Origin of the sequence: Limnohabitans sp. 2KL-1, from assembly GCF_003063435.1 — a bacterium.
GTDB lineage: Bacteria > Pseudomonadota > Gammaproteobacteria > Burkholderiales > Burkholderiaceae_C > Limnohabitans_A.
In genome coordinates this window covers 20,790-33,161 of sequence record NZ_NESL01000005.1, presented here as the reverse complement: position 1 = coordinate 33,161, position 12,372 = coordinate 20,790, and the positions used below count along the sequence as shown (strand labels likewise).

Sequence of the window (12,372 nt, the reverse complement as noted above, 5' to 3'; positions counted from 1 at the left end):
CCGAGGACGGGTTTTTAAAGCGCCTCGCTGGCAAAGTCGGCCAGACGCGAACGCTCGCCACGCGCTAGGGTGATGTGGCCGCCATGGGCCCAGCCCTTGAAGCGGTCCACCGCATACGTGAGGCCCGACGAGCCTTCGGTCAGGTAGGGCGTGTCGATCTGGGCCAGGTTGCCCATGCAGATGATCTTGGTGCCCGGGCCTGCTCGGGTGATCAGCGTTTTCATTTGCTTGGGCGTCAAGTTCTGGGCCTCGTCGATGATCACGTACTTGTTCATGAAGGTGCGACCTCGCATGAAGTTCATGCTCTTGATCTTGATGCGGCTCTTGATCAGCTCGTTGGTCGCAGCGCGGCCCCATTCACCGGCATTGCCGCCTTCGCCCTTGGCCAGGAACTCCAGATTGTCATCGAGTGCACCCATCCATGGGCCCATTTTTTCTTCTTCAGTGCCCGGTAAAAAGCCAATGTCTTCGCCCACGCTGACGGTGGCACGGGTCATGATGATTTCGGTATAACGGCGGTCATCCAGCACCTGGGTCAGGCCAGCAGCCAGTGCCATCAATGTCTTTCCAGTGCCGGCAGTGCCCGCCAGAGTCACAAAGTCGATGTCCGGGTCGGTCAGCAAGTTCATTGCGAAATTTTGTTCACGGTTGCGTGTGGTGACGCCCCAGACCGCATTTTTCTGATGGGTGAAATCTTTCAGGGTGCGGAGTACGGCCGTTTTGCCGCGAATCTCGGACACTCGGGCGTACAAACTGGGCTCGCCAGGGGACTCGAAATACACAAACTGATTCATGAACAGGCTTGGCACGATAGGGCCGCTGATTCTGTAGAAGGTGTGTGTGCCTTGCTGCCAACTTTCCACAGTTTTGCCATGCCGAATCCAGAAGTCCGTGGGCAGTGCCAATGAGCCCGGGTAAAGCAGATCCCCGTCTTCCAGCGTCTTGTCGTTTTGATAGTCTTCGGCCTGCAGGCCCAAAGCGCGTGCTTTCACGCGCATGTTGATGTCTTTTGAAACCAGCACCACTTCTCGTGGCGCATGCATCTGGCCCAAGGCTTTGACCACCCCCAGAATCTGGTTGTCGGCCTTGCCTTGCGGCAAAGCCAAGGGCAGACTCAAGTCCAGTGCCTGGGTCTGGAAAAACAACTGCCCCAGTGCATCCGTGTAACCTGTGGTGTTCAAAGGCGAGCCTTTGTTCAGATCGGAGCCTTGTGCAGAGGCCAAGGCATCGAGCGAGCGACTGGCTTGTCGTGCGTTGCGAGCCACTTCGGTCATGCCTTTTTTGTGCCCGTCGAGTTCTTCCAGCACGATCATGGGCAGAAAGACATCGTGCTCTTCAAAGCGAAAAAGACTCATCGGGTCGTGCATGAGCACGTTGGTGTCAAGCACGAAGAGTTTGCTGGGTCCATTGCGCCGTTTGGCGCGCACGGTCGGTGTTGTTGGTGCTGGGGATGGTACTGAAGTTGCGGGCATTTGCTCAGCGAGGTCAGGCGCAGCATGTGGCGCTTGCGCCTTGCGGCTGCGCGTGTTTCGCTTGGGAGCGGTGGCGCGAGCCAGAGGCTCGGTGGGGGCTGCAGCCAGGACTTTGGTTTCAACCTGCACCAACTCAGGCGCACTGCTTTCAGTGCTGCTTTGCTCGAATGCTTTGTGGGTCAAGCGGCTGGCGCGTTGTGTGGGGGCGGGTGGCAGTGGCATGAACTTAAGCCTCGTGAGGGATGAAAATGCGGACGCCAAAAAATAAAAAGCCGCCAGGAGACCCGGGCGGCTTTTCTGATGAGGCGGTAGGGGGGCTGAAATTCAGCGGCATGAAATCATTATGCACGAGCCGCAAGACACAACCGGCCTTGAACGTCAGGCCACGGCAGCGGCTTTATTCAGGTCTTTCACGGCTTGCAAAACTTCTTCAACGTGGCCCGGGACTTTCAGCCCGCGCCACTCTTGTTTGAGGGTACCGTCTGGGCCAATGAGGAAGGTACTGCGCTCGATTCCCTTGACCTTTTTGCCGTACATGATTTTGTTTTTGACCACACCAAACATGTGGCACATTTTTTCTTCGGTGTCGGCAATCAACTCGAAAGGCAGTTCAAGTTTGGCCTTGAAATCGTCATGTGATTTCATGTTGTCGCGGGATACGCCCAAGACCAACGCGCCGGCTTTCACGAAATCTTTGTATTTGTCACGAAATTGCATGGCCTCAGTGGTGCAACCAGGGGTGTTGTCCTTGGGATAGAAAAACAGGACAACGGTTTGGCCCACATGAGAGATGTTCGAAACTTTCAGGCCGCTGGTGGCGTTGGCTTCAAATTCGGGGAGGGGTTTGTTCAGAACGATCGCCATGGAACTTTATCTCGCTTGACTGGTTGAGCGATTGAAGCCGGTGCCCGGCGTCAGTTTCGCTAAAGGCTGTGAGCCTCGACAACCCAATATTTTACTCTGAAGCAGGCCCCCCATTGGCTCACACCGAAAGGCCAGTGGTGGTTATATGAAAATGAATTCTTTAGGACTCCATCAAAAGCAGCGCCACCACTTTGCGTCCTTCGCTGGCCAGGATGTTGTAAGTGCGGCATGCCGCACTCGTGTCCATGGTTTCTACCCCGATGCCTTGGCTGATCAGGGCTTGCAGCCACTGAGGTTTGGCGAACCTGAGTTTTTGTCCACTGCCAAAGAGAACCAATTCGGCCCCATGGGTGGCAAGAAAGCTGAAGTCATCCGCGCACAGCGACTCGAACGGACCCGCAGCCCAAGGGGCCGGCGGTGTGCCGGGCAGGCTGCTGACCATCAGCGATTGCGAGTGTCGTTCGCCGTTGACTTCAATCCAGCCTTGACCGTATGCACTGATGGTGGGCGCGCTTGATTTGTCGGGCTGAAGTTTCATGGGCTACAAAAATAGGTTGAATCAGGATTAGAGACTGCACTCTGGTCAGGCGCGGCGATTTGGCTTGCGAAATGTGGTCAAATTATAGGTTTTCCCTTATCCACACCGCCTTTGGAGTCACTTTGAAGACCATTCAGAAATCTGCCAAGCTCGCTAACGTTTGCTACGACATCCGGGGGCCCATCATGGACCGAGCGCGCCAGATGGAAGAAGACGGCCACAAGATCATCAAGCTGAACATTGGCAATCTGGCAGTTTTCGGTTTTGATGCGCCCGAAGAAATTCAGCAGGACATGATCCGCAACCTGCCCAATTCGGCGGGTTACTCTGACAGCAAAGGCATTTTTGCCGCGCGCAAGGCTGTGATGCATGAGACCCAAAAGCAGGGCATTTTGGGTGTCACGCTGGACGATATTTATCTCGGCAACGGGGCCAGTGAGCTGATCGTGATGGCCACCAATGCGCTGTTGGACAATGGCGATGAGCTGTTGTTGCCTGCACCCGACTACCCCTTGTGGACGGCTGCGGCCAGTTTGTCGGGTGGCACGCCGGTGCATTACTTCTGCGAAGAATCCAATGGCTGGATGCCCGATCTGGCCGACATCAGGGCCAAGGTCACACCGCGCACCAAAGGCATTGTGGTGATCAACCCGAACAACCCGACTGGCGCGTTGTATTCCGATGAGTTGCTCAAGGGCATCGTGGCGATCGCGCGTGAACACGGGCTGGTGATCTTCGCGGATGAGGTCTATGACAAGGTGCTATACGACGGCGTCAAACACACACCTTTGGCCAGTCTGTCAGAGGATGTGCTGACGCTGACGTTCAACTCCTTGTCCAAGAGTTACAGGTCCTGCGGCTACCGCGCCGGTTGGATGGTGATCTCAGGCGACAAGAAAATGGCACGGGACTACATCGAAGGCCTGAACATGTTGTCCAACATGCGTTTGTGCGCCAACGTTCCCGGTCAATGGGCCATCCAGACCGCGTTGGGCGGCCACCAGAGCATCAATGAATTGGTGGGTGAAGGCGGGCGCTTGCGCAAACAGCGTGACCTCGCGCACCAGTTGATCACGGCCATCCCTGGGGTCAGCTGTGTCAAGCCGCAGGCGGCCCTTTACATGTTCCCCAAGTTGGACCCTCAGATTTACCCGATCAAGGACGATCAGGATTTTTTCCTGCAATTGCTGGAAGAAACCAAAGTCATGCTCGTCCAGGGCACCGGCTTCAATTGGCCTGAGTCGGATCATTTCCGGATTGTTTTCCTGCCGCACGAAGACGATTTGCGCGAGGCAATTTCACGTGTGGCACGCTTTCTGGACGGCGCACGCAAGCGCTTTGGAACCGACAAGCTGGTGGCCTGATTTTTTGAAGAACAGCCTGGACATGCCGGGCGCAACGTTAAAGAGAAGTGAATGAAACCGATCAAAGTGGGCCTGTTGGGCATTGGGACTGTGGGCAGTGGCACTTTCAATGTGCTCAAGCGCAACCAAGAGGAAATCCAGCGCCGGGCTGGTCGCGGCATCGAAATTGCCATGGTGGCAGACCTGGATGTGGCGCGCGCCAAAGCCGTGGTGGGGGATGGCGTGGAGGTGGTGCCCGATGCCCGAGCTGTGATTGCCAATCCGGAGATTGACATCGTCATCGAGTTGATTGGCGGCTATGGCATAGCCAAGGCGTTGGTGCTGGAAGCCATTGCCGCAGGCAAGCATGTGGTGACCGCCAACAAGGCTTTGCTCGCCGTGCACGGTACTGAAATTTTTGCTGCTGCACAGGCCAAAGGCGTGATGGTGGCCTTTGAGGCCGCTGTGGCCGGTGGCATTCCGATCATCAAGGCGCTGCGCGAAGGCCTGACCGCCAACAGCATCCAGTGGGTGGCAGGCATCATCAACGGCACGACCAACTTCATCTTGTCCGAGATGCGCGACAAAGGGCTGGACTTTGGCGTGGTGCTCAAGGAGGCCCAGCGCCTGGGTTACGCCGAGGCCGATCCGACCTTTGACATCGAAGGGGTGGACGCGGCGCACAAAGTGACCTTGATGAGCGCGATCGCCTTTGGTATTCCCGTGCAGTTTGACAAAGCCTATGTCGAGGGCATCACGAAGCTGGGTGCGGCCGACATCAAATACGCCGAGCAACTCGGTTACCGCATCAAGCTCTTGGGCATCACCAAACGCACCGCGCAAGGCATTGAGTTGCGTGTGCACCCCAGCCTGGTCCCCACCCAGCGCCTGATCGCCAATGTCGAGGGCGCCATGAACGCTGTGATGGTGCAAGGTGACGCCGTGGGCACCACCTTGTATTACGGCAAGGGCGCGGGCTCCGAGCCGACAGCCAGCGCGGTGATCGCCGATCTGGTGGACATCACCCGTTTGCACACCGCCGATCCGCTCAACCGCGTGCCACATCTGGCCTTCCAGCCCGACGCGATGAGCAGCCTCAGCGTGTTGCCGATGTCCGAGGTGGTGACCAGTTACTATCTGCGCTTGCGCGTGGCCGATCAGGCCGGTGTGCTGGCCAAGCTCACGGGTTTGTTGGCCGAGGCGGGCATCAGCATCGATGCCGTGCTGCAGCGCGAAGCCGACCAAGTCAGCCAAGCCGGAGAAAACCAGACGGATGTGATCATCCTCACGCATGACACGCGCGAAGGCACCTTGAACGATGTGCTGGCGCAAATGCAAGCCTTGCCCACCGTGATGGCACCGATTGTGCGGATCCGCAAAGAAGAGTTGAACTGATGCGCTACCTGTCCACCCGTGGTCACGCTGACCGCAAACAATTTTGTGAAATCCTCCTGGAAGGCTTGGCCCCCGATGGTGGCCTGTACCTGCCCGAAAACTATCCCCAGTTGGACAGTGCAGCACTGACACGTCTGCGTGGTGTCTGGCAAAGCCAAGGCTATGCGGCTTTGGCTTTTGAGATTTTGTCGCTCTACATTGACGACATTCCAACGGCTGACCTGCAAGCCTTGTGCGCCAAAACCTACACCGAGCAGGTGTTTGGCACGCCGCACATCGTGCCGCTCAAGCCACTCCAAGCTGCCGGTGCAGCCAAGCCTGAGCTGTACCTGCAAGCCCTGTCCAATGGACCGACCCTGGCCTTCAAGGACATGGCCATGCAGTTGCTGGGGAACTTGTTTGAATACGAGTTGGCCAGGCGCGGCGAAGAGCTCAATATTCTGGGGGCGACATCGGGCGACACCGGCAGTGCGGCCGAATACGCCATGCGCGGCAAGAAAGGCGTGCGCGTGTTCATGACCAGCCCGAACGGCCGCATGAGTCCTTTTCAGCAAGCCCAGATGTTCAGTTTGCTGGACGACAACATCCACAACATCGCGGTGGACGGCGTGTTTGACGACTGCCAGGACATCGTCAAGGCCGTGTCGAATGACCTCGATTTCAAGCGACGCTACAAAATTGGCACGGTCAATTCGATCAACTGGGCCCGTTTGCTCGCGCAGGTGGTGTACTACTTTGCAGGGTATTTCCAGGCCACGCAAAGCAACGACCAGAAGGTCAGCTTCACCGTGCCCAGCGGCAACTTCGGCAACGTTTGCGCAGGCCATGTGGCCCGCATGATGGGTTTGCCCATCGATCGTCTGGTGGTGGCCACCAACGAAAACGATGTGCTCGACGAGTTCTTCCGTTCGGGTGTGTACCGCGTGCGCGGCACGGCCGACACGCACGAGACCTCCAGCCCCTCAATGGACATCTCCAAAGCCAGCAACTTTGAGCGCTTCGTGTTCGATTTGCTTGAGCGGGACGGCCCCCAAACCAAAGCCATTTTTGGCGAAGGCCTGAGCCGCCTGGGTTTCTTCGATTTGTCCGGCGATGCACGCTTTGCCAAGGCCGCAACGGTGTATGGCTTTGAAAGCGGCCGCAGCACCCACGCCGACCGCATTCGGACCATTCAGCAAGTGTTTACCCGCTACGGCGTGATGATCGACACCCACACCGCCGATGGTGTGAAAGTGGCCCGGGAGCATCTGAATCCGCAGGTGACTATGATCGTGCTGGAAACTGCCTTGCCCATCAAGTTCGCCGCGACGATCGTGGAAGCCTTGGGTCGCCAGCCTGAGCGTCCTGCGCAGTTCGATGGCATTGAAGCTTTGCCCAAGCGTGTACAGGTCATGAAAGCCGATGCCGATTTGGTCAAAGCCTACATCACCCAGCATTGCGACTGATACGCCATGGTCACCAATGCACCCCGTTCACCCTTGATGTCTCTAGACGATGCCTTGGCCGCATTGCTGACGCGCATCACCCCATTGACTGATTCGGAGTCGGTCGCGACCTTCGAGGCCGATGGCCGCATCCTGGCCGAAGATCTGGTGTCCGCCTTGCAGGTGCCTGCTTTTGACAATTCGTCCATGGATGGCTACGCGGTGCGCTGTGCCGACTTGTTGCAGCCGGGTGCCACATTGCGTGTCAGTCAGCGCATCGCAGCGGGGCATCACGGGCAGCCCTTGGCTGCCGGACAAGCTGCACGCATCTTCACCGGAGCACCAGTGCCGCAGGGCGCCGATGCCATCGTGATGCAGGAACAGGCTGAGCCTGTGCCGGGAGAGACCGATGCCGTGCGTTTTGGCGTCGTGCCTGAGCCGGGTCAGTGGATTCGGCGCAGTGGCGAAGACATTCGCCAGGGCCAGACTGCCTTGCAGCGTGGTCAGAAGCTGGGTCCGGCTGAACTGGGTCTGGCTGCAAGCCTGGGCTTGTCGCACCTGCCGGTGCTGCGCCGTCCCCAGGTGGCCCTGTTTTCGACCGGAGACGAACTGGTCATGCCGGGTGACGTGGCCCCCGCAGACATGCCGCCCGGCAGCATCTACAACTCGAACCGTTTTTTCTTGCGCAGTTTGTTGCAGCGTTTGGGTTGCGAGGTGAGCGATCTGGGCATCGTGCCCGATCGGCGCGATGCCACCGTGGCCGCGCTCAAAACCGCTGCGGACCACCATGACCTGATCCTGACCAGTGGCGGGGTGTCTGTCGGCGAAGAAGACCACATCAAACCTGCCGTGCAGTCCTTGGGAGAGTTGGCCCTTTGGCAAATTGCCATGAAGCCTGGCAAGCCCTTCGCCTATGGTCAAGTCCGTCGCCAGACGGTCCCGGGTGTGGCGCATTTTGTGGGTTTACCGGGTAACCCGGTGTCCAGTTACCTGACTTTTTTGCTGTTGGTCAGGCCCTTGCTGTTGAAGCTGCAAGCCATGGTACCGACGGCACCGCCATGTCTGCGTTTGCCAGCGCACTTTGATTGGCCCAAGGGCGACAAGCGACGAGAATTTTTGCGTGTACGCCGCAACGCGCAAGGTGGCCTGGACCTGTTTCCCAACCAGAGTTCGGGCGTACTGACCTCGGTGGTGTGGGCCGACGGGGTGGTGGACAATCCGGCAGGGCAAACCATTGCCCCGGGTCAAATGGTCGATTTCTGGCCTTTTTCGGAGTGGTTGGCATGAAAGTGCAAGTGCGCTATTTCGCATCCCTGCGTGAATCCATTGGTTTGTCGCATGAAACGGTGGAGACCCAAGTCAGCGACCTGCTCGCTTTGCGTGGCGAATTGATGGGGCGCGGTGCCCACTACCGCGATTGCCTTGCGCCTGAGCGCCCGGTGCGCATGGCGCTTAACCAACAGATGGTGCAAGACAATGCGCCCCTGACGGAGGGCTGTGAAGTGGGTTTTTTTCCACCGGTCACGGGCGGTTGATGTGATGGCAGCCCGTGTCAGCATTCAGAACCATGACTTTGACGTGTCGCAGGAATTGGCGGCACTCAAGGGCCAAGACCTGCGCGTGGGTGCTGTGTGCAGCTTTGTGGGTACGGTGCGCGACACCCGTGCGCTGACCGGTCAGGCGCATGACGAAGTTCAGGCCATGGAGTTGGAGCACTACCCCGGCATGACTGAAAAGTCGATCGAGGCCATGATCGATGAAGCCCATCAGCGGTTTGATTTTTACGCCGCCCGTGTGGTGCATCGGGTGGGGCGTTTGCTGCCCGCCGACCAAATTGTTTTTGTGGCCGTGACGTCGGCGCACCGGGGCGAGAGCTTCAAAGCCTGCGAGTTCCTGATGGATTACCTGAAGACGCAGGCACCGTTCTGGAAAAAAGAGCAAACACCGCAAGGCGCGTACTGGGTCGATGCCCGCGTGTCGGACGATGCCGCCCTGGCGCGCTGGGGCATCCAGGCGTCCAACGCCTGAGCCGCATGGGCCCCCTGTAGGCTACCGCCTGCAGGTCTCAGTGGGCGTAGCGCGGTGGCTCCTGCGGCATCACCGGGCTGGCTTCGCTCGGTACAGATGATTGCCCTGCAGACCCCCATTGGGCTTTTTCGCAGGCTTGTTGAATCAGGTGCACCATGCCATGCACGAGACTCACTTGAAGGTGCAACTGGCAAGACTTGGCTTGAGCGGGGTCGGACTTGTCTTCAAAAGCAATTTGCAGCGCGCCGGAGGGCTTCACGGTCAAATGGGCATCGGTGATGAGCAGGGGTTCTGCCCCCAACGGCCATTGCGTCGCCCGGCTCTCGAACGGCGTCGCAAAATCGGCTTGTTTTAAAAATGCATCGCGTTTGAGCTCAGTCAGCAGGTGTTGAGACGACACATCGGTGGCGGCCACTCCGGGCTGTGCCGCCTCAAGGCGCACCGCAGATTGCTCGATCGCGGGCATCAAGCGCAGCGTCATGCGGCGCGTCAGCCAGAAACGGAATTCCTGCAGATCCTGAGTATTGAGGCGCAACAACAAGCGGTCTTGACGTTCGTCGTGGTGCACAGACAGTTGGTGGATGTTCATGTTTTGATTTTAGGCAATAGGCCCGCACGGTGTGACCCTTGAAAATGTCATTTTCAGCACAAGTTGTTTGGCATTGGAGATCTACACATGCGAATTGACAAACTCACCACCAAATTCCAGGAAGCCCTGTCCGACGCCCAGTCTCTGGCTCTTGGGAAAGACCATGCCTACATCGAACCGGTGCACGTGTTGGCGACCATGCTCAAGCAGGACGATGGGCCCAAAGCCATTTTGCTGCGTGCGGGCGTTCAGGTGCCGGCTTTGCTTTCGGCCGCCGAAGCGGCCGTGTCCCGCTTGCCCCAGGTGACGGGACAAGACCAGGTGCAGGTGGGCCCTGATCTGGTCAAGCTCTTGCAAGCGGCCGAAAAAGAAGCCATCAAGCGTGGCGACGCCTTCATCGCAGGGGAGTTGTTTTTGCTCGCACTGACCGAGAGCAAAACAGAAGCAGGGCGCATGGCCAAAGAGCATGGTTTGAACCGGAAAAATCTTGAAAGCGCCATTGAGGCCGTGCGCGGCGGACAGTCCGTGGGCAGCGCCGATGCAGAAGGGCAACGCGAAGCGCTCAAGAAATACTGCATTGACCTGACGGAGCGAGCCCGTATCGGCAAGCTTGACCCGGTCATTGGCCGCGATGACGAGATACGCCGCGCCATCCAGGTCCTGCAGCGCAGAACCAAAAACAACCCGGTGCTGATCGGTGAGCCCGGTGTCGGCAAAACCGCGATCGTTGAGGGCTTGGCCCAGCGCATTGTGGCCGGCGAGGTGCCTGATTCACTCAAGGGCAAGCGCGTCTTGTCGCTCGACATGGCGGCTTTGCTGGCAGGTGCCAAGTTCCGCGGCGAGTTTGAAGAACGGCTGAAAACCGTGCTCAATGAGTTGGCCAAAGACGAAGGCCAGACCATTGTGTTCATCGACGAATTGCACACCATGGTGGGGGCCGGCAAGGCCGAGGGTGCCATGGATGCGGGCAACATGCTCAAGCCTGCACTGGCCCGGGGTGAGCTCCATTGCGTGGGCGCGACCACCTTGGACGAGTACCGAAAATACATCGAGAAAGACGCCGCTTTGGAGCGCCGTTTCCAGAAGATCATGGTCAATGAACCGACTGTGGAGGCGACCATTGCCATCTTGCGGGGTCTGCAGGAAAAGTACGAAATTCACCACGGCGTGGACATCACCGACCCGGCCATCGTGGCCGCTGCCGAATTGAGCCACCGCTACATCACCGACCGCTTCTTGCCCGACAAAGCGATTGACCTGATCGATGAGGCCGCAGCCAAGATCAAGATCGAAATCGATTCCAAGCCCGAGGTCATGGACAAGCTGGACCGCCGTTTGATCCAGTTGCAAATTGAGCGGGAGGCTGTGCGCAAGGAGCACGATGAAGCATCTCAAAAACGCTTTGCCTTGATCGAGGAAGAGATTGTCAAACTCAAAAAAGAAGCGGCCGACCTCGAAGAAATCTGGCGTGCTGAAAAATCGCAGGCCCAAGGCGGCCAGCAGGTCCGTGAACAGATTGACCAGCTCAAGCAGCAAATTGAAGAGTTGACCCGCAAGGGCGATTTCAACAAAGTGGCCGAGCTGCAATACGGCAAGCTGCCTGCGCTGGAAAAAACGCTCAAAGAAGTTCAGGCCAAGGAAGCTGCGCCCGGCGAGAAGCCGGTTCATCGGCTCTTGCGCACCCAGGTGGGGGCTGAAGAAATTGCCGAGGTGGTGTCTCGCGCCACCGGCATTCCGGTCTCGAAAATGATGCAGGGTGAGCGTGAAAAACTGCTGCAGATGGAAGACAAGCTGCACCAGCGTGTGGTGGGTCAGGACGAGGCCATTGCGGCTGTGGCCAACGCCATTCGCCGTTCGCGCTCGGGCCTGTCGGACCCGAATCGCCCGACCGGTTCCTTTTTGTTTCTGGGGCCGACCGGCGTGGGCAAGACCGAGCTGTGCAAAGCACTGGCCGGGTTCTTGTTTGACAGCGAGGAACACCTGATTCGCATGGACATGAGCGAGTTCATGGAGAAACACTCCGTGGCCCGCCTGATCGGTGCGCCTCCGGGTTATGTGGGCTACGAGGAGGGTGGTTACCTGACCGAAGCCGTGCGCCGCAAGCCTTACAGCGTGCTCTTGCTGGACGAAGTTGAAAAGGCTCACCCGGATGTTTTCAACATCTTGCTGCAGGTGCTTGACGATGGCCGGCTGACCGATGGTCAGGGGCGCACCGTCGACTTCAAGAACACGGTCATCGTGATGACCTCCAATCTGGGCTCGCACCTGATCCAGTCGATGGTGGGCCAACCTGCCGAAGACATCAAGGACGCGGTGTGGGACGAACTCAAGACCCATTTCCGTCCTGAGTTCTTGAACCGGATCGACGAGACCGTGGTGTTCCACGGACTGGACGCCGCGCACATTGCTGCGATTGCCGAGATCCAGCTGCAGGTGTTGCAGACGCGCTTGGCCCGCATGGACCTGAGCTTGAAGGTCAGCCCGGCCGCTTTGTCCGAATTGGCCAAGGTCGGCTTTGACCCGGTGTTTGGTGCTCGGCCGCTCAAGCGGGCGATCCAGCAGCGCTTGGAGAACCCCTTGTCCAAACTGTTGCTGGAAGGCCGCTTTCCGCCCAAGTGCACCATCGAAGTGGCGGTGGACCCTGTGCGCCACCCGGGCCAATTCGAGTTCAAAGTGGTTGAACACGCGGCTTGATGCACCGCGCGGACACAGCGAGGGC

Annotated in this window: 11 protein-coding genes; 7 read left to right on the top strand and 4 right to left on the bottom strand. The window is 58.4% G+C overall.

Features of this window, described 5'->3' with window-relative positions; genetic code table 11:
* Positions 1-14: 14 nt before the first annotated feature.
* The 3 genes from B9Z47_RS12050 to B9Z47_RS12040 form a co-directional block, all read right to left on the bottom strand.
* Complete coding sequence (locus B9Z47_RS12050; RefSeq protein ID WP_108331498.1) at positions 15-1,694, bottom strand: PhoH family protein; 1,680 nt, start codon at positions 1,692-1,694, stop codon at positions 15-17.
* A gap of 156 nt (positions 1,695-1,850) precedes the next feature.
* Entirely contained in the window at positions 1,851-2,336 is a 486-nt protein-coding gene (locus B9Z47_RS12045; protein ID WP_108331497.1) for a peroxiredoxin, read from the bottom strand.
* 160 nt (positions 2,337-2,496) lie between these two features.
* Complete coding sequence (locus tag B9Z47_RS12040) at positions 2,497-2,874, bottom strand: Mth938-like domain-containing protein (protein WP_108331496.1); 378 nt, start codon at positions 2,872-2,874, stop codon at positions 2,497-2,499.
* Positions 2,875-2,996: 122 nt separating this feature from the next.
* Here B9Z47_RS12040 and B9Z47_RS12035 point away from each other — a divergent pair, with 122 nt between their 5' ends.
* The 6 genes from B9Z47_RS12035 to B9Z47_RS12010 are packed head-to-tail and all read left to right on the top strand — an operon-like array spanning position 2,997 to position 9,064.
* Complete coding sequence (locus tag B9Z47_RS12035; RefSeq protein ID WP_108331495.1) at positions 2,997-4,238, top strand: pyridoxal phosphate-dependent aminotransferase; 1,242 nt, start codon at positions 2,997-2,999, stop codon at positions 4,236-4,238.
* Between the two features lie 51 nt (positions 4,239-4,289).
* Complete coding sequence (locus B9Z47_RS12030) at positions 4,290-5,612, top strand: homoserine dehydrogenase (protein WP_108331494.1); 1,323 nt, start codon at positions 4,290-4,292, stop codon at positions 5,610-5,612.
* Entirely contained in the window at positions 5,612-7,057 is a 1,446-nt protein-coding gene (gene thrC, locus B9Z47_RS12025; RefSeq protein ID WP_108331493.1) for a threonine synthase, read from the top strand. Before B9Z47_RS12030 ends, thrC begins: the two co-directional genes overlap by 1 nt.
* 6 nt (positions 7,058-7,063) lie before the next feature.
* Entirely contained in the window at positions 7,064-8,323 is a 1,260-nt protein-coding gene (glp, locus tag B9Z47_RS12020; RefSeq protein WP_108331492.1) for a gephyrin-like molybdotransferase Glp, read from the top strand.
* Positions 8,320-8,571 carry a molybdopterin converting factor subunit 1 gene (moaD, locus tag B9Z47_RS12015; RefSeq protein WP_108331491.1) on the top strand — a complete coding sequence of 84 codons (252 nt, stop codon included), beginning with the start codon at positions 8,320-8,322 and terminating at the stop codon, positions 8,569-8,571. Before glp ends, moaD begins: the two co-directional genes overlap by 4 nt.
* Before the next feature lie 4 nt (positions 8,572-8,575).
* Positions 8,576-9,064 (top strand): molybdenum cofactor biosynthesis protein MoaE, encoded by a 489-nt coding sequence (locus B9Z47_RS12010; RefSeq protein ID WP_199226381.1) that lies wholly within the window; start codon positions 8,576-8,578, stop codon positions 9,062-9,064.
* A 37-nt stretch (positions 9,065-9,101) separates the two neighbouring features.
* On the opposite strand, the gene B9Z47_RS12005 is transcribed toward B9Z47_RS12010, so the two are convergent.
* Entirely contained in the window at positions 9,102-9,653 is a 552-nt protein-coding gene (locus tag B9Z47_RS12005) for a hypothetical protein (protein WP_108331489.1), read from the bottom strand.
* 87 nt (positions 9,654-9,740) lie between these two features.
* Between B9Z47_RS12005 and clpB the strand changes: the two genes are divergently transcribed.
* A complete protein-coding gene (clpB, locus tag B9Z47_RS12000; protein WP_108331488.1) occupies positions 9,741-12,347 on the top strand; it encodes an ATP-dependent chaperone ClpB in 2,607 nt (868 codons plus the stop codon).
* Positions 12,348-12,372: the final 25 nt, after the last annotated feature.